This is a genomic window from Zoogloea sp., from assembly GCF_041908905.1.
Classification (GTDB): domain Bacteria; phylum Pseudomonadota; class Gammaproteobacteria; order Burkholderiales; family Rhodocyclaceae; genus Zoogloea.
The window spans coordinates 1-20,114 of record NZ_JAYREK010000006.1 but is presented as its reverse complement, the minus strand read 5'-3'; the positions used below and the strand labels follow the sequence as shown (position 1 = coordinate 20,114).

General features: G+C 70.9%; 16 protein-coding genes and 1 pseudogene. 9 read left to right on the top strand and 8 right to left on the bottom strand.

Annotated features, from left to right (window positions below; all coding sequences use genetic code 11):
• The first annotated feature begins 56 nt into the window (after nt 1-56).
• Complete coding sequence (gene ovoA, locus ACE3OU_RS05545) at nt 57-2,435, top strand: 5-histidylcysteine sulfoxide synthase (RefSeq protein WP_374240547.1); 2,379 nt, start codon at nt 57-59, stop codon at nt 2,433-2,435.
• Between the two features lie 99 nt (nt 2,436-2,534).
• Here ovoA and ACE3OU_RS05540 read toward each other — a convergent pair whose 3' ends face one another.
• From ACE3OU_RS05540 to ACE3OU_RS05530, 3 genes are all read right to left on the bottom strand, one after another.
• Nucleotides 2,535-3,035, bottom strand: coding sequence for a Dps family protein (locus tag ACE3OU_RS05540; protein WP_374240546.1), 501 nt, complete (start codon nt 3,033-3,035; stop codon nt 2,535-2,537).
• Nucleotides 3,036-3,181: 146 nt separating this feature from the next.
• The gene (locus ACE3OU_RS05535; protein ID WP_374240545.1) at nt 3,182-4,141 is read right to left on the bottom strand and encodes a ZIP family metal transporter; all 960 of its coding nucleotides are present in this window, start codon (nt 4,139-4,141) and stop codon (nt 3,182-3,184) included.
• 19 nt (nt 4,142-4,160) lie between these two features.
• Nucleotides 4,161-4,304, bottom strand: coding sequence for a hypothetical protein (locus ACE3OU_RS05530; RefSeq protein ID WP_374240544.1), 144 nt, complete (start codon nt 4,302-4,304; stop codon nt 4,161-4,163).
• A 208-nt stretch (nt 4,305-4,512) separates the two neighbouring features.
• On the opposite strand from ACE3OU_RS05530, the gene ACE3OU_RS05525 reads away from it, so the two are divergent.
• The 3 genes from ACE3OU_RS05525 to ACE3OU_RS05515 all read left to right on the top strand — a co-directional run bounded on the left by ACE3OU_RS05525 (nt 4,513) and on the right by ACE3OU_RS05515 (nt 7,044).
• Entirely contained in the window at nt 4,513-5,019 is a 507-nt protein-coding gene (locus ACE3OU_RS05525; RefSeq protein ID WP_374240543.1) for a methylated-DNA--[protein]-cysteine S-methyltransferase, read from the top strand.
• Nucleotides 5,016-5,672, top strand: a complete 657-nt coding sequence (gene alkB / locus ACE3OU_RS05520; protein WP_374240542.1) for a DNA oxidative demethylase AlkB — start codon at nt 5,016-5,018, stop codon at nt 5,670-5,672. The genes ACE3OU_RS05525 and alkB overlap by 4 nt, the downstream gene beginning before the upstream one ends.
• 244 nt (nt 5,673-5,916) lie before the next feature.
• Complete coding sequence (locus ACE3OU_RS05515; protein WP_374240541.1) at nt 5,917-7,044, top strand: acyltransferase family protein; 1,128 nt, start codon at nt 5,917-5,919, stop codon at nt 7,042-7,044.
• Between the two features lie 45 nt (nt 7,045-7,089).
• On the opposite strand, the gene ACE3OU_RS05510 is transcribed toward ACE3OU_RS05515, so the two are convergent.
• Entirely contained in the window at nt 7,090-8,121 is a 1,032-nt protein-coding gene (locus tag ACE3OU_RS05510) for an AraC family transcriptional regulator (protein WP_374240540.1), read from the bottom strand.
• A gap of 202 nt (nt 8,122-8,323) precedes the next feature.
• Between ACE3OU_RS05510 and ACE3OU_RS05505 the strand changes: the two genes are divergently transcribed.
• The 5 genes from ACE3OU_RS05505 (at nt 8,324) to ACE3OU_RS05485 (ending at nt 13,716) form a co-directional block, all read left to right on the top strand.
• Nucleotides 8,324-9,088, top strand: coding sequence for a 3-hydroxyacyl-CoA dehydrogenase (locus ACE3OU_RS05505; RefSeq protein WP_374240539.1), 765 nt, complete (start codon nt 8,324-8,326; stop codon nt 9,086-9,088).
• A gap of 97 nt (nt 9,089-9,185) precedes the next feature.
• Nucleotides 9,186-10,376: an acetyl-CoA C-acetyltransferase gene (locus tag ACE3OU_RS05500; protein WP_374240538.1), complete on the top strand. Its 1,191-nt coding sequence runs from the start codon at nt 9,186-9,188 to the stop codon at nt 10,374-10,376.
• A gap of 151 nt (nt 10,377-10,527) precedes the next feature.
• The gene (locus ACE3OU_RS05495) at nt 10,528-11,664 is read left to right on the top strand and encodes an acyl-CoA dehydrogenase family protein (protein ID WP_374240537.1); all 1,137 of its coding nucleotides are present in this window, start codon (nt 10,528-10,530) and stop codon (nt 11,662-11,664) included.
• 107 nt (nt 11,665-11,771) lie between these two features.
• Nucleotides 11,772-12,917, top strand: coding sequence for a CaiB/BaiF CoA transferase family protein (locus ACE3OU_RS05490; protein ID WP_374240536.1), 1,146 nt, complete (start codon nt 11,772-11,774; stop codon nt 12,915-12,917).
• A gap of 22 nt (nt 12,918-12,939) precedes the next feature.
• Complete coding sequence (locus tag ACE3OU_RS05485; protein WP_374240535.1) at nt 12,940-13,716, top strand: enoyl-CoA hydratase; 777 nt, start codon at nt 12,940-12,942, stop codon at nt 13,714-13,716.
• Between the two features lie 70 nt (nt 13,717-13,786).
• Here ACE3OU_RS05485 and chrA read toward each other — a convergent pair whose 3' ends face one another.
• The 4 genes and pseudogenes from chrA to ACE3OU_RS05465 form a co-directional block, all read right to left on the bottom strand.
• On the bottom strand, nt 13,787-14,986 hold the full coding sequence (gene chrA, locus ACE3OU_RS05480) for a chromate efflux transporter (protein WP_374240534.1): 1,200 nt from the start codon (nt 14,984-14,986) through the stop codon (nt 13,787-13,789).
• Nucleotides 14,987-15,153: 167 nt separating this feature from the next.
• Nucleotides 15,154-17,433: a CHASE domain-containing protein gene (locus ACE3OU_RS05475; RefSeq protein WP_374240533.1), complete on the bottom strand. Its 2,280-nt coding sequence runs from the start codon at nt 17,431-17,433 to the stop codon at nt 15,154-15,156.
• Nucleotides 17,434-17,669: 236 nt separating this feature from the next.
• Nucleotides 17,670-19,310: a 2,3-bisphosphoglycerate-independent phosphoglycerate mutase gene (gene gpmI / locus ACE3OU_RS05470; RefSeq protein ID WP_374240532.1), complete on the bottom strand. Its 1,641-nt coding sequence runs from the start codon at nt 19,308-19,310 to the stop codon at nt 17,670-17,672.
• Nucleotides 19,311-19,346: 36 nt separating this feature from the next.
• Nucleotides 19,347-20,114, bottom strand: a pseudogene (locus tag ACE3OU_RS05465) (hypothetical protein); the annotation flags it as partial.

The window sequence follows — 20,114 nt, the reverse complement described above, 5'->3', positions numbered from 1 at the left end:
GCCCACCCGATCGACACCACACCGCCCCCGGGCACCCCGTCTTCAAGGAGATCACGATGTCGCAAGCCCAGACCACCGCCGAGCCCTGGCGCCAGAACCTCCGCGGCGAGCACGACGCCCCGCTGCGCGGCCCGCGGGCCGCCTGGTGGTGGACCGGCCTGCCCCCCGAGCGCTGCCCCGGCCGCCAGCCGGACGGCACCCTCACCGCGCTGCCGGCGCCCAACCTCGCCACCTGCACCCGCCAGTCGGTGCAGGCCGCCTTCGACAACGGGTGGGCCCTCACCGAGCTGCTGTTCGCCAGCCTGCAGGGCGAAGAGGCCTTCTACCGGCCGCCCTACCACCACCTGCGCCACCCGATGATCTTCTACTACTGTCATCCGGCGGCCCTCTACATCAACAAGCTGCGCGTCGCCGGCCTGCTGCAGGCGCCGCTCAACCCCTACTTCGAGCGTGTCTTCGAGACTGGCGTCGACGAGATGCGCTGGGACGACATGTCGAAGAACGAGATGCTGTGGCCCAGCTTCTCCGAAGCCCACACCTACCGCCAGCAGGTGTATGCCGTCGTCCGCGACCTCATCGCCACCCATCCCGACCTCGCCGACGGCCATCCGCCCATCGGCATGGATCACCCCCTGTGGGCGCTCTTCCTGGGCTTCGAGCACGAGCGCATCCACCTCGAGACCTCCTCGGTGCTGATCCGCGAGCTGCCGGTGGAGCTCGTCCGGCGGCCCGAGGGCTGGCCGGCCCTCTACCCTGCCACCGAGAGCGGCAACTTCCCGCCCCGGGCCGGCATCGACTACCCGCAGGCGCGCTTCCTCGACATCCCCGCCACCGCCGTCCGCCTCGGCAAGCCGCGGGACTGGCCGAGCTTCGGCTGGGACAACGAGTACGGCGAGCGCAAGGTCTCGGTGCAGGCCTTCCGGGCCGAGAACCTGCTGGTCAGCAACGGCGCCTTCCTCGAGTTCATCCAGGCCGGCGGCTACCTCGACCCCCAGTGGTGGACCGAGGCGGGCTGGGAGTGGCGCGCCTTTCGCAACAGCAAGTGGCCCTGCTTCTGGGTCTCGGAGGGCCCCGCCGGCCTGCACCGCTACCGCCTGCGCACGCTGTTTGAAACCATCCCGATGCCCTGGAACTGGCCGGCCGAGGTGAACGCCCACGAGGCCGCCGCCTACTGCGCCTGGCGCAGCGCCCGCGACGGCCAGCCCTGCCGCCTGCCCACCGAGGCCGAACACAACGCCCTGCGCGACCCCGCGTGGGCCAGCACCGACCCGGCCTTCCGGATGGACGGCGCCACCCTCGGTCGCGAGACCGGCTGGAACAGCCAGCTCGCCCACGGCTCACCGTGGCCCGTCGATGCCGGCCGGCCGGCCCCCAGCGGTGCCCACGACGTGTTCGGCAACGTCTGGCAATGGCACGGCGACGACTTCAACCCCCTGCCCGGCGCCCGCGTGCATCCCTACTACGACGACTTCTCGACGCCCTGCTACGACGGCCAGCACCAGATGATCCTGGGCGGCTCGTGGATCTCCTGCGGCGACGAAGCCAGCGTGTGGTCGCGCTTCCACTTCCGGCCGCATTTCTTCCAGCACTCGGGCTTCCGCGTCGTGCAGGCCGCCCACGACGGCGGGGTGGTCAAGCTCGGCGCCGCCGACGCCGGCAGCCAGGTGTACGAGGACGCGCGCATCGTCGACGAATACATGCTGCTCCACCACGGCATGCCGGCAAGCCAGATGCCCTGGCCGGGCGGCCCCCAGTGCGCCACCGCCTTCCCCCAGCGCTGCGCCCAGTGGCTGCTGGAGGGCGCCCAGAAGTACGCCAGCGGCACCGCCCGCGCCCTCGACATCGGCTGCGCGGTGGGTGGCGCCAGCTTCGAGCTGGCCCGCGGCTTCGGCGAGGTGCTCGGGGTGGACCTCTCCCGCGCCTTCATCGACGCGGCAGGCGAACTCCAGAAGCATGGCCACCTCGACTACTTCCGGCGCGACGAGGGCGACCTCGGCGTCACCGTGAGCGCCCGCATCGACTCCGCCATCGACCGCTCGCGGGTGCAGTTCCGCCAGGCCGACGCCACCTCGCTGCCCGCCGAGCTGGTGGACCTCGACGCGGTGCTGATGGCCAACCTGCTGTGCCGCCTGCCCAGCCCCAAGTCGCTCCTCGGCCGCCTCGGCGGGCCGCGCGGGCTGGTGCGGGTCGGCGGCCTGGTGGCGCTGTTCTCGCCCTACTCGTGGCTGGAGCAATTCACCCCGCGGGAAGCCTGGCTGGGCGGCTTCGAGCGGGACGGCCAGCCGGTGAAGAGCGCCGACGCCCTGAAGGCCTTCCTGCGCGACGAGGGCTTCGTGCTGCGCCGCGAAGAAGAGGTCCCGCTGGTGATCCGCGAGCACGCGCGCAAGTATCAGTTCATCGTCACCCACGGCATGCTGTGGCAGCGGGAACGCTGAACGGAGCCTGCTAGCGACGATGCCCTCCGGAACCCCGCAACGGGGCGCCGGAGGGCATCGCATAAAGCACCGCAAAACCCCGCTCCGCGGGGCGCGGGCTTACTCTTCGAGCAGGCTGCGCAGCATCCAGGCGGTCTTCTCGTGCACCTCGAGGCGCTGGGTCAGCAGGTCGGCGGTGGGCTGGTCGTTGGCCTTGTCCACCAGAGGGAACAGGCCGCGGGCGGTGCGGGCGGTGGCCTCCTGGGCGGAAACCAGCAACTGGATCATCTCGGTGGCGGTCGGCACGCCTTCGGGCTCATCGATGCTGGCCAGCCCGGCGAAGGCCTTGAAGGTGCCCGGCGCCGGGTGCCCCAGGGCGCGGATGCGCTCGGCGATGATGTCCAGGGCGTTCCACTGCTCGGTGTATTGCTCCATGAACATCACGTGCAGGGTGTTGAACATCGGCCCCTTCACGTTCCAGTGGAAGTTGTGGGTCATGAGGTAGAGCGTGACGCTGTCGGCGAGCAGGCGCGACAGGCCGGCGGCGATATCCGCCCGGTCGTCGGCGGAAATGCCGATATCCATCACGGGGCCGGCGGTCTTGGACGATTTCTTCTTCATGGTGTGGTCTCCTGGTGAGCGATTCCCGGGCCCGCCACCAGGCTGGATCACCAGACCGGGGGCGGGGCTGCGGCAATAGTATCGCCCCGGCCGGCCATGCCGTCCAATTGCAAAAACCATTCGGCCGGATTGGCCCAGGCAATCGGCTAGCCCATGGCCGTATCCAGGAACATCATCACCGCGAAACCGGCCATCAGGCCGAGGGTCGCCGTGGTCTGGTGGCCGTTGCGGTGGGTCTCGGGGATCACCTCGTGGGACACCACGAAGATCATCGCCCCCGCCGCCAGGCCCAGCCCGACCGGATAGGCCAGCGCCAGGCCGCCGGCGATGCCGGCCCCGAACAGGCTGCCCAGCGGCTCCATCAGGCCGGAGGCGCCCGCCATCAGCACCGCCGGCCAGCTGCCGATCCCGGCGGCGCGCAGGGCCATCACCACCGCCAGGCCCTCGGGGATGTCCTGGATCGCGATGGCGCTGGTGAGGGGCAGGCCCACGTTCATGTCGCCCTGGGCGAAGCTCACGCCGATCGCCATGCCCTCGGGCAGGTTGTGCAGGGTGATCGCCAGCACGAACAGCCACACCCGGCCGATGCGCTCGCAGCCCGGGCCGCAGGGGCCGGTGCTGTCGTGCTCGTGGGGCGTGAAGCGGTCGAGGCCGAGCATCAGCAGCACGCCCAGGGCCATCCCGCCGACTACCGTGAGGGCCGCCTGGGGGCCGCTGCCGGTCATCTCGCGGGCCGCGGCGAGGCCGGGCAGGATCAGCGAGAACGAGCTCGCCGCCAGCATCATCCCCGCCGCAAAGCCGAGCAGGCTGTCCTCGGCCCGCTGGGACAGCCGACGCAGCGTGACGCCCGCCAGCGCCCCGACCGCCGTCGCGCCGAAGCCCGCCAGGCCGCCGAGCACCGCGAGCCGCAGCGGCTCGCCGCCTCCGCTCAGCCCCTGGCGGATGCCCGAGGCCAGCAGCCACGCGACCGCCAGCAGCGCCAGCCCGAGGCCGCCGGTCATCCACGGGTGGTTGCGCGCCTGCAGGCGCCAGGCGTCCCGCCAGGCCAGCGCGGCCACGTCGTTCGTCGTCAGGCCGCGGGCGGCCACCGGTTGATGCGGATTCATCGCCTCTCCCGTCCTGGGCTCAGAGCCCGACCAGCGTGCGCGCCATCTCGGCGAGCCACAGGGCCGAGCCGAGGGCGGCCACCAGGAGCCCGGCATAGAAGCGCCCCGGATGATCGTGGGCGCTGGCGTGGGCGACGTGACGGGCGGTCTGGATCGTCTTCATGGTGAATCTCCTGCGTTTTCCCGGGTCAATTCTGGCGTCCCGGGCGCCCGCCGTCCAATTGCCTGTGTTGCTGATCGCCATAGGCGCGGCCGATCGCGCCGGCCCCGGGCCGTGCGCCGCCGCCCATCGTGCGGCGCGCGGCACGACCACCGTTTCCGGGTTAATTTCCGGGTTGGACAACCCCTGCCCACGCCTTGGGAGAGACACCATGCCCCACTCCGACATCCGCTACGCCACCGGCCGCTGCGGCCTGGGCGCCCTGCTCGTCGCCCGCAGCCCCGAGGGGCTGTGCGCAATCAGCCTCGGCGACGACGCGGGCGCCCTCGTCGTCGCCCTGTGCGCCCGCCACCCCCACGCCCGGCCGGACACCGACCTCGCCGCCCTCCAGCGCGTGGCCGCCTTCATCGACACCCCGGGCGAACCGCTGGGGCTGCCCCTCGCCCCCCAGGGCACGCCCTTCCAGCGGCGGGTCTGGCAGGCGCTGGGCGAAATCGCTGCCGGCGAGACCCTCAGCTACACCGACCTCGCCCAGCGCATCGGCGCCCCGCGGGCCGTGCGGGCGGTGGCCGGCGCCTGCGCCGCCAATCCGCTGGCGGTGGTGATCCCCTGCCACCGGGTGCTGCGCCGCGACGGCAAACTGGCCGGCTACCGCTGGGGCGAAGCCCGCAAGCGCCAGCTCCTCGAGCGGGAGGCCCAGGCCGGTATCAACCCATGAGCGATCCGCACACTGCCGACCTCTTCGCTCCGCCCGCCGGCGAGCCGCAGGTGCTCGCCCCGGGCGCCGTGCTGCTGCCCGGCGCGGCCCTCGACGATGCGCCGGCCCTCCTCGCGGCGATCCGCGACATCCTCGCCCGGGCGCCGCTGCGCCAGATGGTCACCCGCGGCGGCTTCAAGATGTCGGTGGCGATGAGCAACTGCGGCGCGCTGGGCTGGATCAGCGACCGCCGCGGCTACCGCTATGCGCCACTCGACCCGGAGCGCGACGCCCCCTGGCCCGCGATGCCGCCGGTGCTGCAGGCCCTCGCCACCACCAGCGCCACCCGCGCCGGCTTTGCCGGCTTCGTGCCCGACGCCTGCCTGATCAACCGCTACGCCCCCGGCGCCCGCATGGCCCTGCACCAGGACCGCGACGAAGCCGACTTCGACCAGCCCATCGTGTCCCTGTCCCTCGGCCTGCCGGCGGTCTTCCTGTTCGGAGGCTTCGAGCGCGGCGACCGGCCGACGCGCATCCCCCTTGGCCACGGCGACGTGCTGGTGTGGGGCGGACCCGCCCGGCTGCGCTTCCACGGCGTCCTGCCGGTGAAGGACGGCACGCACCCGGCCACCGGCGCCTGCCGGCTCAACCTCACCTTCCGCAAGGCCGGCTGAGGGCGGCGGCGGGCCCGCTCACCGGGCCCGAAGCCACCCCGCGGCGCCGCAAAAACACCCCACGCAATGGATGCGGCAGTGTTGCCTGAAGCACACGCTTACAAGCAAATGCCACGCCCCTCGGCGCTCGAGCCTTTATAATCTTCGCCTTTCGCTCAACTGCTGCAGTGCAACATCCGCAGCCGCGGCATCACCGGGCCCTCGTTGAGCACCGATTCCTGCTTTGGGAGGACGCGCAAGGATCATGCGCAACGACGCTTCAAGAATGCCCGCCATCGACGCCCTCAAGGCCGCCGCCTGCGTGCTGATCGTCCTGCATCACCTGGCCTTCTACGGGCCGATGGCCGACATCGCCCGGCCGCTGATGCCGGGCCTGATGGATTTCCTGTTCGACTACGGCCGCATGGCGGTGCAGGTGTTCCTGGTGGTGTCCGGGTTCCTCTTCGCCGCCCGCTTCGGCCCGGGCAGCCCCGCCCTCGACACCCCGCTGGCGCTGCTGTTCCAGCGCTACACCCGCCTCGTGGTGCCCTACTCGGCGGCGCTGCTGCTGGCCATCGCCTGCTCGGCCGTGGCCGGGGTGTGGATGGAACACCGCTCCATCTCCGAGCCGCCCGACCTCGGCCAGCTCCTCGCCCACGTGCTGTTGCTCCACGACCTGCTCGACCAGGAAGCCCTCTCCGCCGGCGTGTGGTACGTGGCCATCGACTTCCAGCTGTTCGCGCTGGCGGTCCTGCTGCTGTGGCTGCCCCACCGGCTGGCTGCCCGTATCCCGGCCCGGCCCGAGGCGCTGCGGGCCATGGCCGTGGCGCTCGTCGCGGGGATGACCGTCGCCTCGCTGTTCGGCTTCAACCGCAACGACTTGTGGGACGAGACCGCCCTGTATTTCTTCGGCGCCTTCGGGCTCGGCATCCTGTGCAGCTGGGCCCTGCGCCTGCCGCGCGCCACGCTGTGGCTGGGCCTGCTGGCGCTGGTGGCCGTGGCCGCACTGGCGGTGGATTTCCGCGCGCGCATCGCGGTGGCCACCGGGGTGATGCTGTTCCTGGCCGTCGCGGGCCGCAGCGGCCTGCTCCACGCCCTGCCGCTGCCGGCCTCGGTGAGCCGGCTGGCGCAGATCTCCTACTCGGTGTTCCTGGTGCACTTCCCCCTCAGCCTGCTGGTCAATGCGGCGGTCAGCGGGCTGTTTCCGGCCAATCCGGTGATCAATGGGCTCGGCATGCTGCTGGCCCTGGCGCTGAGCATCGTGGCCGGCGCCGAGTTCCACCGCCGCATCGAGCGCCCGGCCTTCGCGATCCGCACCCGCCTGCTGTTTCCGGCCGGCGTGGTGGCCGGCGGCTGGCTCGCGGCCCTCGCCGCCACCAACCTCGGGGGCTGAACTCGCCCCGGGCCGCCCATCCCCGGGCGGCCCTGCAATACACCCTCACTGCCCGGCCAGCGCGCGCCGGTATTCCCCGGGCCGGGTGCCCGTCCATTTCTTGAAGGCCCGGTGGAAGGCGCTCGCCTCGGCAAAGCCGAGCTCGTGGGCGATCTCCAGCACCGATTTATCGGAGTGGCACAGCTGGCTGATGGCCAGGTCGCGGCGCAGGTCGTCCTTGATCGACTGGTAGGACTGCCCCTCCTCGAGCAGATGCCGGCGCAGGGTGGACACCGAGCTGTGGAGCTGCTGGGCCAGGGTCTCGAAATCCGGCCAGGTGTCGGGCGGGATGTGGCGCAGCTGGCGCCGGATGCGCGCCACCAGCCCCTCGCTGTTGCGATACTTGACCAGGAAGTTGGCCGGCGCGCTGCGCAGGAAGACCTTCATGGTGCGCTCGTTCTGCACGTTGGCCATGTCGAGGTAGTCGGCGGCGAAGCGGATCTCGGTCTGCGCCGCGTCGAACACCAGGTCCGGCGAGAACAGCACCCGCCACTCGGGGCTGAACCCGGGCTCGGGGCAGCGGAACACCGCCTGGGCGAGCGGGATGCGCCGCCCGATCAGCCAGCAGGCGAGGCCGTGCAGCATGATCAGGAAGGTGCCATAGGCGAAGGCCCGGCGGGGCGCCGCGCAGCGGTCGACCACCACCAGCCGGGCGGTGTCGCCGTCGCGCACGAGCTCACCGGCCATGTCGTCGAGGATCAGCCGGAAAAAGCGCAGCGCCCGGCGCAGGGCCCGCTCCAGGGTGTCGCAGTGGATCACGCTGTGGCACAGCAGCGTGAAGCTGCCGGCCTTCATCGGGTGGCTGTCCATCCCGAAGAACTCGTCGTCGGTGGCCTCGGCGATCAGATGCCACAGGCGCCCGTAGTGCGCCGACGAGACGCGGGCCTGGGGCGCGTTGAGGAGCTCGGGCGAGATCCCCGCCGCCGCCACCAGCGCGTCGACGGCCAGCCCGCGGCGGGCCAGCTCGGCCAGCGCCTCCTGCACGAAGGCGATGGCGATGGTGCCCTTGTCGGCGCTGCGTTCGCGGGTCGGAGCCATGGGGAAATGAAAGTCGGCAGGCGAAATGGATCGGACACCCGCCACCGTTGCCGGCGCGGGCCTTGCGGCACCGCAATATGGCAAATTCTACCATTCACATTGAGCGTTTAAGGCATGGAGGCGGGCCCGCCTTGCCCCTAGACTGCGGACCACTTCGCGCGCGGGGCGCGCACCCATCACCCACAGAAACGAGGAGCGCTTCATGGAGATCAACAACAAGGTATTCGTGGTGACCGGCGGTGGTTCGGGCCTGGGCGCGGCCACCGCGCGGATGATCGTCGCGGCCGGCGGCAAGGTCGTGCTGGCCGACGTCAACAAGGAAGCCGGCGAAGCCGTGGCCGCCGAGCTGGGCGCCGCCGCCCGCTTCGTCGCCACCGACGTGACCAGCGAGGAGAGCGCCAAGGGCGCCTTCGCCGCCGCCCTCGAGATGGGCGTGCTGGGCGGCCTGGTCAACTGCGCCGGCATCGCGCCGGCCGAGAAGGTGGTCGGCCGCGACGGCGCCCACAAGCTGGAGTCCTTCGCCCGCACCATCAACATCAACCTCGTGGGCAGCTTCAACATGATCCGCCTCGCCGCCGAGATCATGAGCAAGAACGAGCCCGACGCCGGTGGCGAGCGCGGCGTGATCGTCAGCACCGCCTCGGTGGCGGCCTTCGACGGCCAGCTCGGCCAGGCCGGCTACGCAGCCTCGAAGGGCGGCGTCGTTGCGATGACCCTGCCGATCGCCCGCGAGCTGTGCCGCAGCGGCATCCGCGTGATGACCATCGCCCCGGGCATCATGGAAACCCCGATGCTCCTCGGCATGCCCGCCGAGGTGCAGGAAGCCCTCGGCAAGATGGTGCCCTTCCCCTCCCGCATGGGCAAGCCGGCCGAGTTCGCCGCGCTGGTCGAGCACATCTGCCGCAACAGCTACCTCAATGGCGAGGTGATCCGCCTGGACGGCGCCATCCGCATGGCCGCCAAGTGATCTAGAACCCGTAAGGAGAAAGGAGCGCAGCGTTCGGCACAACAGCCCACCTCGCTCCCCACTCGTCCCTCCTCACCGCCACACAAAGGATTTCCGAATGAGCAACGCCAACGACCCGATCGTCATCGTCTCCGCCGCCCGTACCCCGATGGGGGGTTTCCAGGGTGATTTCACCAGCCTCACCGCCGCCCAGCTCGGCGCCGTCGCCATCAAGGCCGCCGTCGAGCGCGCCGGCATCGCCGCCGACAGCGTCGAGGAGGTCATCTTCGGCTGCGTGCTGCCCGCCGGCCAGGGCCAGGCCCCGGCCCGCCAGGCGGCCCTCGGCGGCGGCCTGGCGCTGTCGGCCGGCTGCACCACCGTCAACAAGATGTGCGGCTCCGGCATGAAGGCCACCATGCTCGCCAACGACCTGCTGCTGGCCGGTACCAACGACGTGATGATCGCCGGCGGCATGGAGTCCATGTCCAACGCCCCCTACCTGCTGCCGAAGGCCCGCGGCGGCTACCGCCTCGGCCACGGCCAGGTGATGGACCACATGTTCCTCGACGGCCTCGAGGACGCCTACGAGAAGGGCCGTCTGATGGGCACCTTCGCCGAAGACTGCGTCGGCCTCTATGGCTTCACCCGCGAGCAGCAGGACGCCTGGGCCGTCACCTCGCTGACCCGCGCCCAGGCCGCCATCAAGGACGGCTCCTTCGAGTGGGAAATCGCCCCCGTCACCGTGGCCGGCCGCAAGGGCGACGTGACCATCGCCTCCGACGAGCAGCCGCCCAAGGCCAACCTCGACAAGATCCCGACCCTCAAGCCCGCCTTCCGCAAGGACGGCACCGTGACCCCGGCCAACTCCAGCTCCATCTCCGACGGCGCCGCCGCGCTGGTGCTGATGCGCGCCTCCACCGCCGCCGCCAAGGGCCTCACGCCGATCGCCAAGATCGTCGGCCACACCACCCACGCCCACCAGCCCAACCTGTTCGCCACCGCCCCGGTCGGCGCGATGCAGAAGCTGCTCGCCAAGACCGGCTGGACCACCGCCGACGTGGACCTGTGGGAGATCAACGAAGCCTTCGCCGTCGTCACCATGGCCGCCATCCACGACCTGCAGCTCGACCCGGCCAAGGTGAACATCCACGGCGGCGCATGCGCCCTCGGCCACCCGATCGGCGCCTCCGGTGCCCGCATCATCGTCACGCTGCTCGGCGCCCTGAAGAAGACCGGCGGCAAGCGCGGCATCGCCAGCCTGTGCATCGGCGGCGGCGAAGCCACCGCCCTGGCCGTCGAGATGCTCTGAGGGCTTACACCTCTTTGATGTCGGGTTACGCCCCCCGGGCCAACCCGACCCATCCATCACCCGCGCCCGCAGGTCGGGTTGGCGCAGCAGGACCCGACCGCCGCACACCGCCCCATCGCACGGCGGTCGAACCCACACTCAGGAGACACCCATGATCCTCACCCCGGAACAGGAAATGATCCGCGACTCCATGCGCGCCTTCGCGCAGGAGCGCCTCGCCCCCTTCGCCGCCGAATGGGACCGCGACCACACCTTCCCGGCCCAGGCCCTCAAGGAACTCGGCGAACTCGGCGCCCTCGGCATGTGCGTGCCCGAGGAATGGGACGGCGCCGGCATGGACTACATGAGCCTGGTGCTGACCCTCGAGGAGATCGCCGCCGGCGACGGCGCCACCTCCACCATCGTGTCGGTGCAGAACTCCCTGCCCTGCGGCATCATCAACAAGTACGGCACCACCGCGCAAAAGGAAGAATGGCTGAAGCCCCTCGCCCGCGGCGAGAAGCTCGGCTGCTTCTGCCTCACCGAGCCCCACACCGGCTCGGATGCCTCGGCCATCACCACCCGCGCCGAGCGGGACGGCGACGACTTCATCCTCAACGGCGTCAAGCACTACATCACCACCGGCAAGCACGCCCACATGGCCATCGTCTTTGCGGTCACCGACAAGGCCGCCGGCAAGAAGGGCATCTCCTGCTTCCTGGTGCCCACCGCCACCCCCGGCTACAGTGTCGCCCGCGTCGAGCGCAAGATGGGCCAGCACGCCTCCGACACCTGCCAGATCGTCTTCGACAACTGCCGCGTGCCCGCCAGCGCGCTGCTCGGCAAGGAAGGCGAAGGCTACAAGATCGCCCTCTCCAACCTCGAGGCCGGCCGCATCGGCATCGCTGCCCAGGCCATCGGCATGGCTCGCTCCGCCTTCGAGGCCGCCGTGCGCTACGCCAAGGATCGCCAGACCTTCGGCGTGCCCATCATCGAGCATCAGGCGGTCAACTTCCGCCTCGCCGACATGGCCACCCAGCTCGACGCCGCCCGCCTGATGGTGTGGCGCGCCGCCCAGCTCAAGGACGCCGGCAAGCCCTGCCTCAAGGAAGCCTCGATGGCCAAGATGTTCGCCTCCGAGGTGGCCGAGAAGGTCTGCTCCGACGCCATCCAGATCCACGGCGGCTGCGGCTACACCGACGAATCGCCGGTCGAGCGCATCGCCCGCGACGTGCGCGTGTGCCAGATCTACGAAGGCGCCAACGACATCCAGCGGCTGGTCATCGGCCGCGCGATCGCCGCCGAGTAAAGGGCGCATCAGGCGGCTGCGCGGCCCGGGGGATCGACCTCGGGCCGCCCGCCACGCCTGCGACAGCCTTCATCCCCCAGCATAAAAATCAAAAGGCAGGAGACAGCATGGGTCCGCTTCACGGCATCAAGATCATCGAATTCGCCGCCCTCGGCCCCGCACCGATGGGGGCGATGATCCTCGCCGACCTGGGCGCGGAGGTCGTGCGCATCGAGCGCAAGCGGGCGCCGGGCGCCAAGCCGGCATCCGAGCTTTTTGATCCGGCAATCGACATCCTCAACCGCAACCGCCGGGTCGTCACCCTCGACCTCAAGAAGCCCGAGGGCCTCGCCGCCGCGCGGCAGCTGATCGCCGCGGCCGACGGGCTGATCGAGGGCTTCCGCCCCGGCGTGATGGAACGCCTCGGCCTCGGCCCCGACGAGTGCATCAAAGCCAACCCGCGCCTCGTCTATGGCCGCATGACCGGCTGGGGCCAGACCGGCCCCCTCGCCCCCACCGCCGGCCACGACATCAACTACCTGTCGCTGTCGGGCGCCCTGCACGCCATCGGCGAACCCGGCGGCAAGCCGGTGGTGCCCCTCAACCTGGTGGCCGACTGCGGCGGCGGCGCGATGCTGCTGGTGGTCGGCGTGCTCGCCGCGCTCCTCGAGGCGCGCGGCTCCGGCCGCGGCCAGGTGGTGGACGCCGCCATGACCGACGGCTCGGCCCTGCTGATGACCATGATGTACACCCTCAAGGCGATGGGCCAGTGGAGCCAGCAGCGCGGCAGCAACCTCCTCGACGGGGGCGCGCCCTTCTACGACACCTACCGCTGCGCCGACGGCAAATACGTTTCCATCGGCCCCATCGAGCCCCAGTTCTACGCCGAATTCCTGCAGACGGCCGGCATCACCGACCCCGACTTCGCCCACCAGTGGGACCGCGCCCGCTGGCCCGAGCTCAAGGCCCGCCTCTCCGCCCACCTGGCCACCCGCCCGCGGGACGCCTGGTGCGAACTCTTTGCGGGTAGCGACGCCTGCATCGCGCCCGTCCTGGACATGGACGAAGCGCCCAAACACCCGCACAATCAGGCCCGCGGCACATTCATCGACATCGATGGCGTCATGCAGCCGGCCCCCGCGCCGCGCTTCAGCCGCAGCACCCCGGCCCGTCCGCGCCCTCCAGCTCCCGGAGTGACGGACGAAGGCGCCCTGGCCGACTGGGGCTTCAGCCCTGCCGCCATCGACGCCCTCAAGACGGCCGGCGCCATCTAGACACGACAAGAACGGAGGAAACATGGACTACCAGAACATCATCGTCGAGACCCGCGGCAAGGTCGGCCTCATCACCCTCAACCGTCCCAAGGCCCTCAACGCCCTCAATGACGCCCTCGTCGATGAACTCGGCGTCGCCCTGAACGCCTTCGAAGCCGACGAGAACATCGGCTGCGTCGTCATCACCGGCTCCGAGAAGGCCTTCGCCGCCGGCGCCGACATCGGCATGATGGCCAAGTTCAGCTACATGGACGCCTACAAGGGCGACTACATCACCCGCAACTGGGAGCGCATCAAGACCTGCCGCAAGCCCATCATCGCCGCGGTGGCCGGCTTCGCCCTCGGCGGCGGCTGCGAGATGGCGATGAGCTGCGACATGATCTTCGCCGCCGACACCGCCAAGTTCGGCCAGCCCGAGATCAAGCTCGGCACCCTGCCCGGCGCCGGCGGCACCCAGCGCCTGCCCCGCGCGGTCGGCAAGGCCAAGGCCATGGACCTCTGCCTCAGCGGCCGCATGATGGACGCCGTCGAAGCCGAACGCGCCGGCCTGGTGGCCCGCGTGGTGCCCGCCGACAAGCTCCTCGACGAAGCCCTCACCGCCGCCGCGACCATCGCCAGCTACTCGCTGCCGGTGATCATGATGATCAAGGAATCCATCAACCGCAGCTTCGAGTCCGGCCTCAACGAGGGCCTGCTCTTCGAGCGCCGCGTGTTCCACTCCAGCTTCGCCCTCGACGACCAGAAGGAAGGCATGGCCGCCTTCGTCGAAAAGCGCAAGGCCGAGTTCAAGAACCAGTAAGCACCGCGCTGCCACACACGCCAAAGGGGGCCGCGAGGCCCCTTTTTTGCGTGGGTGCGGAGGCTGGCGCTCATCCCCAGACGGCGCCCAGCCCGCCCGCCAGGGCACACAGGGCCACCACCGCCACCGGCGGCACCCGGGCTACCACCAGCAGGCCGTAGGCGGCCAGGGCCAGGCAGAAATCCGCCCGGCCATGAATGGAGCCGGACCACAGCGGGTCGTGGAGCGTCGCGCCGAGGACGCCCACCACCGCCGCATTGACCCCCGCCAGCGCCCGGCGGATGGCGTCCCGGTGGCGGAGGGCCTCCCAGAAGGGCAGCGCGCCGGCGAGCAGCAGGAAGGACGGCGCGAAGATCGCCACGAGCAGCAGCCCGCCGCCGGCCCAGCCGCCCAGCGGTGGCCCCATCGCCGCGCCCAGGTAGGCCGCAAAGCTGAACAGCGGCCCCGGCACCGCCTGGGCCGCGCCATAGCCGGCCAGGAACACGTCCTCGCTCACCCAGCCCGGCGGCACCACGCCGGCCTGCAGCAGCGGCAGCACCACATGCCCGCCGCCGAACACCAGCGCGCCGGCCTTGAAGAGCACCGCCACCACCGCCAGCCAGGCCGCCCCGCTGAGGCTTGCCAAGAGCGGCAGCGCCACCAGCAAGCCCGCGCACAGGGCCAGCAGGGCAGCCCCCTGGCGCCGGCTCACCCCGTAATCCGGATGCTGCGCCGCCGGCAGCGGCGGCACCGGCAAGGCCCAGCGGGCGACAAGCCCGCCCAGGGCGATCGCCCCGAGCTGCCCGCCAGCCCCCGGCAGCAGCGTCGTCACCCCGGCCGCGGCCAGGGCAATGCCGGCCCGCGGGCGATCGGGGCACAACGACCTGGACATGCCCCACACGGCCTGGGCCACCACCGCCACCGCCACCACCTTGAGCCCGTGGATCACCCCCGTGGCCGCCGGCCCCTCAAGGGCCCGCGCCCCCAGCGCAAAGGCGATCAGCAGCAGCGCCGACGGCAGCGTGAAGCCCAGCCAGGCCGCCAGCGCCCCGGGCCAGCCGGCCCGCCCCAGGCCGACCGCCATCCCGAACTGGCTGCTCGCCGGCCCCGGCAGGAACTGGCACAGCGCCACCAGATCGGCGTAGTCCTGTTCCCCCAGCCAGCGCCGCCTGCGCACGAATTCGGCATGGAAATACCCCAGGTGCGCCGCCGGCCCGCCAAACGACGTCAGCCCGAGACGCAGGAACACCCCCAGCACCTCCAGCGCCCCACCCCCTCGCAATCCCGCCATCACCACCCCGCTCCCGTCGCCCGAATATCCGCCCCAAGCGCCGCAAGCGGGCTGCCGCCGGCGCGGGATCTTTCGACACCGCGGGTATTGTCCGCGGCACGCCTCCAGGCTGTCAGGAAAAACAACACCGTCGCGCCATCTGCAACCGGATCGGACTGGGGCGGAGCTCAGGCCACCGTCGGCGGGTTGCGGGGCGCGGCGCCGGAGAGCAGCGACGGAGCGGACTCGGGATTGAGCGGGACATAGAACCCGAAGCGGCTCCCCCTGCCCTCCTCGCTCTCGCAGAAGATGCGCCCGCCCATCAGCTCGACCAGCCGGCGGGCGATCGCCAGGCCGAGGCCGCTGCCGCCGTAGCGGCGCGCCAGCCCGTTGTCCGACTGCTCGAAATACTGGAAGAGGCGCTTCTGATCGTCGGTGGCGATGCCGATGCCGGTGTCGTGCACCTCGAACTGCAGCACGGGCTTGTCCTGCACCAGGCGAACCTCGACGTTGATCTCCACCCGGCCCTGCTCGGTGAACTTGACGGCGTTCTCGGCGAGCTTCAGCAGCACCTGACGGATGCGCAGGACGTCGCCCGAGAGCGCTTCGGGCACCTCGTCGTCGACCCGGGCGGCCAGTTGCAGGCCCTTGGCGGCGGCGCCGCTGTGCAGCACCGCGACGATCTCGTCCACCAGCTGCCGCGGCTGGAAGGGCTGCTCGTGGAGTCGGAGCTGGGCCGTGTCGAGGCGGGCGTAGTCGAGGATGTCGTCGATCAGGCCGAGGAGCTGGTGGCCGGCGCCGAGGAGCTTCTCGAGCTTGTCCTGCTGGCGCGGCGTGAGCTCGGTCTTCTTGAGGAGGTTGGCCATGCCGATGACCCCGTTCATCGGGGTGCGCAGCTCGTGGCTCATCTTGGCCAGGAAGGCGCTCTTGGCGTCGGTGGCGGCTTCGGCGGCCTCCTTCGCCTGGGCCAGCTCGAAGGTGCGCTCGGCGACCATCTGTTCGAGATGCTGGCGATGCCGGGCGAGTTCGGCGGCCACCGCGTTGGTCTGGGTGACATCCCGGGCGGCGGCGAACACGCCGGCCACCGCGCCGCGCTCGTCGCGATAGAGCGCCGCGTTGTAGAGCACCTCGGTGAGCCGCCCGGAGACGTGGCGGATGGTGAGCGGATAGTCACGCACCGTGCCGGCCTGGAAGACCTGCTGATAGCCTGCCTCGGCGCCCGCCGGGTCGGTGAAATAGCGCGGGAAGTCGGTGCCGATCAGCTCGCTGCGGGGGATGCCGGTCACCTCCTCGGTGGCGGCGTTGGCATCGCTGATCCTGCCCGTGGCGTCGATCGTGACGAGGGGGTCGAGGCTGGCCTCGAGAAGGCTGCGTGCATACTTGGAGGCGGCCCTCAGCGCGGCATGGCGCTGCTCGAGCTCATGGGCGATCTGCTCCATCCGCCGGCCATGCAGCGCCTGCATGTGGATGAGGGCGAACAGCATCAATGAAAAGGCGATCCCGCCCGCCAGGATCAGGTTCGGCTGGTCGCTTTGGGTGAGCACCTCGAAGTCCTGGCTGCTGCGCACCCGCAAGGTCCACGGACGGCCGGCGATCACGGACTCCACGTCCATCACGTAGTGCGCCTGGCGTGCCTGGGTCTCCGAGCTGTAGAGGAGGTTCTCCGCCACGGGCGGCCCGTCGAAGACCTCGACCTCCACGTCGGCCACCGACGACCTGAAGACACGCCCGATCACCTCATGCGCACGGAGCGGGCTGTAGACGAAGCCCAGCAGCGCGTCCCGCCGCGCCTCGACGGTATCGATCGGCGCGCCACGGCGGTAAACCGGGTGATAGATGAGGAAACCGGGCTGGGCACTGCCGCCCTCGCCTTCCTGCACGAGGGTCACCTTTCCCGACATCGCCGCTTCGCCGGTGTCGCGGGCGCGCGTCATCGCCTCGCGGCGGATCGGCTCCGAGAACATGTCGTAGCCGAAGGCCCGCAGGTTGTCGCCCTCGAAGGGTTCGAGATAGACGATCGCGCTGTACACCGGGCGCTCACCGCCGGGATGGATCACGTAGCCGGGAAAGCCCTCGGCCTGGACCTGCGCCTCGTGGCGGGCCCGTTCGGCCGGTGCGAGCATCCGGGTGAAGCCGATGTTCAGCACGCCCGACCAGGCCGTCTTCAGCTTGAGGGCGCGGACGTAATCGCGCCACTCGTCGCGCGACACCTCGCTGCTTGCCTCGAACAGGCCCACGCCGCCGTCGAGCACCCGCACGTAATCGAGCATGCGCTCCGCCAGCTCGGCGTTGAGGACCGTCGCGCGGAGTTCGAAACGCGCCCGGGACCGCTCCTGGTAATCGACGCTCAGCACATGCCACAGCCCCACGAAGAGCAGCGACGACAGGCACAGCACCGCCCACGCCAGGCGCCGGTGGCCGAGGATGCGCCCCATGCGCAAGGGCGGATCGTTATTCTCTGCGATCAAGGCTGGGCTCACTCCGGAAACCCCGCCGCCACCCGCCGCAAGGGCGCCCGGCCCTCGCGCCCGCCGGGCCGGCGAACGGGAAATACCCCCCTGCATGGTACTTCATCAACAACTAATATGCTCATATGCGGGATGCCCGCCGGATTCCAAGCGCGGAGCCGCCCAAAGAAAACGGGCCCGCCCCGTCCAGGGCAGGCCCGCGTCATGCACGGCCCGCGCGGGGCCGGACAACCGGTTTACTTCACTTCGAGCACGCTGTCGTCCCACTTGTCGTGCTTCTCGAAGCCCGCCAGGTTGGCCACCGTGGCGGCAATGCTGGAGAGGCCGGCGGTGGCGGTCTGCCTGAGGCCGAGCCTGCCGCCGCTGACCTTGTCGAAGAGGATCAGCGGGACCGGGTTGAGGGTGTGGGCGGTCTTGGCCTTGAAGCTGCCGTCCTGGTTGCGGGCGGGCTGCCTGGTCTTCTTGTCGAGTTCGAACATCTCGTCGGCGTTGCCGTGGTCGGCGGTGATCAGCGCGACGCCGCCGGCGGCCTCGATGGCCGGCAGCAGGCGCGCCAGGGCCAGGTCGACGGCCTCGACGGCCATCGTGGCGGCCCGGAAGTTGCCGGTGTGGCCGACCATGTCGCCGTTGGCGAAGTTGCAGCGCAACAGCTTGTACTGGCCCGACTGCAGCGCGGCGATCATCGCGTCGGCGATCTCGGCGGCCTTCATCCACGGGCGCTGCTCGAAGGGCACCACGTCGCTCGGGACCTCCTGCCAGGTCTCGCCGTCGAACTTGCCGGAGCGGTTGCCGTTCCAGAAGTAGGTGACGTGGCCGAACTTCTGGGTCTCGGAGCAGGCGAACTGGGCCAGGCCCATCCTGCTGAACCACTCTCCCGAGGTGTCCTTGATGGCCGGCGGGGCCACCAGGAAGCGCTTGGGCAGCTGCAGGTCGCCGTCGTACTGGAGCATGCCGGCGTAGGTGACCTGCGGCACGCGCACGCGGTCGAACTTGTCGAAGTCGGCCTCGACGAAGGCGCGGGTGATCTCGATGGCCCGGTCGCCGCGGAAATTGTAGAACACCACCGAGTCGCCGTCCTCGATGGTGCCGACGGGCTGGCCGGCGTCGGCGATGACGAACTCGGGGAGATCCTGGTCGATGGTGCCGGGGTTCCGCTCGCGCAGGCCGTTGACGGCCTCGGTGGCGTTGGCGAACTGGGGGCCCTCGCCCAGCACGTGGGTCTTCCAGCCCTTCTCGACCATCGCCCAGTTGGCGTCGTAGCGGTCCATGGTGATGTACTGGCGGCCGCCGCCGGAGGCGATGCGGGCATCGAAGCCGTCGGTGGACAGCTCGGCCAGGAAGGCCTCGAAGGGCACCACGTAGTCGAGGGCGCTGGTCTCGGGCACGTCGCGGCCGTCGAGCAGGGCGTGGATGCGCACGGTGCGCACGCCTTCAAGCTTGGCCCGGGCGACCATCGCCTTCAGGTGGTCGATGTGGCTGTGCACGTTGCCGTCGGAGAACAGGCCGATGAAGTGGATCACCCCACGGCCCGCCTTGGCCCCGGCGACGATCTGCTGCCAGGCCTCGCCGGCCCAGATCGCACCGTCGGCGATCGCGTTGGCCACCAGGGCCGCGCCCTGGGCATACACCTGGCCGGCGCCGATGGCGTTGTGGCCGACCTCGGAGTTGCCCATGTCGTCGTCGGAGGGCATGCCCACCGCGGTGCCGTGGGCGCGCAGGGTGATGTGCGGGCATTCGGCGAACAGCGCGTCGAGGGTCGGCTTGCGGGCGGCGGCGATGGCGCTGCCCACATCGGACTTGGGAATGCCGTAGCCGTCCATGACGATGACGACGACCGGGCCCGGAACGCCCGGGAAGGCGGAGAATTTCTGCAGCATCGTGTCTTCCTTGAAAAAATCCTGTTCTTGCGGCGCTCAGCCCTGGCGCAGGGCGGGCATCAGCGGGTCGATCTCGGCCAGCCCGCGCTTGGGGCCGGCGGGGGCCAGCTCGGCATACCAGGCCAGCGCCTCGGCGCTCGGGCGGCCGACGAGGCCGGCCAGCTCCGAAAACCGGAGCCCCTGGCGCACCAGCCAGGCGATGGCGGTGTGGCGCAGGGCCTCGGCGCTGACACCGGCAGGCGCCGGGAGGCCGGCATCGAGGGCGGCGCAGGCGAGCATCGATTCGACATCGGCGGCGCCGAGCGCGGCACCGGATGCATCCCGCAGCAGCGGCGTGTCGGGGGCGCCGGTGGGAGCCGGGCGGCCGGCGGCGAGCCAGGCGGGCAGCGCGAGGGTGCGCCGGGCCGGGCCGCCGATCTGCAAGTTTACGCCATCGGCCGCAAGATCGCCCTCGCGCAGGGCGACCAGCTCGTCGACGGTGAGGCCGAGCAGCAGCAAGGCCACGGCGAAGCGGGCCTCGCCCGCCGCGGCGAGCAGGGCCGCGGCCTCCTCCTGGCGGAGTTCGCGGGGCATGGGTTGGGGGGCAGCGGCCAGCAGCGGGGCCGGGCCGCCGGCCGGGAGCATCCCGGGGGCCGGCGGCACAACGCCGGGCAGCGCGGCGGCGGGGTGGCCCGGAGCGCCCCACTGGGGCGGCACGATCACCGTGGTGGTGGCGGCCGGCGCCCGGGCCGGCGCCGGGCGGTGGAAGAGTTCGACGAACCACATCGCCAGCAGGCCCAGCGCGAAGGCGGCGCCGACGACGAT

Coding starts and splice junctions, on each gene's coding strand:
- gpmI (WP_374240532.1), bottom strand. CDS start 19,310: ATGCTGCAGAAATTCTCCGCCTTCCCGGGCGTTCCGGGCCCGGTCGTC.
- ACE3OU_RS05495 (WP_374240537.1), top strand. CDS start 10,528: ATGATCCTCACCCCGGAACAGGAAATGATCCGCGACTCCATGCGCGCC.
- ovoA (WP_374240547.1), top strand. CDS start 57: ATGTCGCAAGCCCAGACCACCGCCGAGCCCTGGCGCCAGAACCTCCGC.
- ACE3OU_RS05485 (WP_374240535.1), top strand. CDS start 12,940: ATGGACTACCAGAACATCATCGTCGAGACCCGCGGCAAGGTCGGCCTC.
- ACE3OU_RS05490 (WP_374240536.1), top strand. CDS start 11,772: ATGGGTCCGCTTCACGGCATCAAGATCATCGAATTCGCCGCCCTCGGC.
- alkB (WP_374240542.1), top strand. CDS start 5,016: ATGAGCGATCCGCACACTGCCGACCTCTTCGCTCCGCCCGCCGGCGAG.
- ACE3OU_RS05525 (WP_374240543.1), top strand. CDS start 4,513: ATGCCCCACTCCGACATCCGCTACGCCACCGGCCGCTGCGGCCTGGGC.
- ACE3OU_RS05540 (WP_374240546.1), bottom strand. CDS start 3,035: ATGAAGAAGAAATCGTCCAAGACCGCCGGCCCCGTGATGGATATCGGC.
- ACE3OU_RS05505 (WP_374240539.1), top strand. CDS start 8,324: ATGGAGATCAACAACAAGGTATTCGTGGTGACCGGCGGTGGTTCGGGC.
- ACE3OU_RS05500 (WP_374240538.1), top strand. CDS start 9,186: ATGAGCAACGCCAACGACCCGATCGTCATCGTCTCCGCCGCCCGTACC.
- ACE3OU_RS05510 (WP_374240540.1), bottom strand. CDS start 8,121: ATGGCTCCGACCCGCGAACGCAGCGCCGACAAGGGCACCATCGCCATC.
- ACE3OU_RS05530 (WP_374240544.1), bottom strand. CDS start 4,304: ATGAAGACGATCCAGACCGCCCGTCACGTCGCCCACGCCAGCGCCCAC.
- ACE3OU_RS05515 (WP_374240541.1), top strand. CDS start 5,917: ATGCGCAACGACGCTTCAAGAATGCCCGCCATCGACGCCCTCAAGGCC.
- ACE3OU_RS05535 (WP_374240545.1), bottom strand. CDS start 4,141: ATGAATCCGCATCAACCGGTGGCCGCCCGCGGCCTGACGACGAACGAC.
- chrA (WP_374240534.1), bottom strand. CDS start 14,986: ATGGCGGGATTGCGAGGGGGTGGGGCGCTGGAGGTGCTGGGGGTGTTC.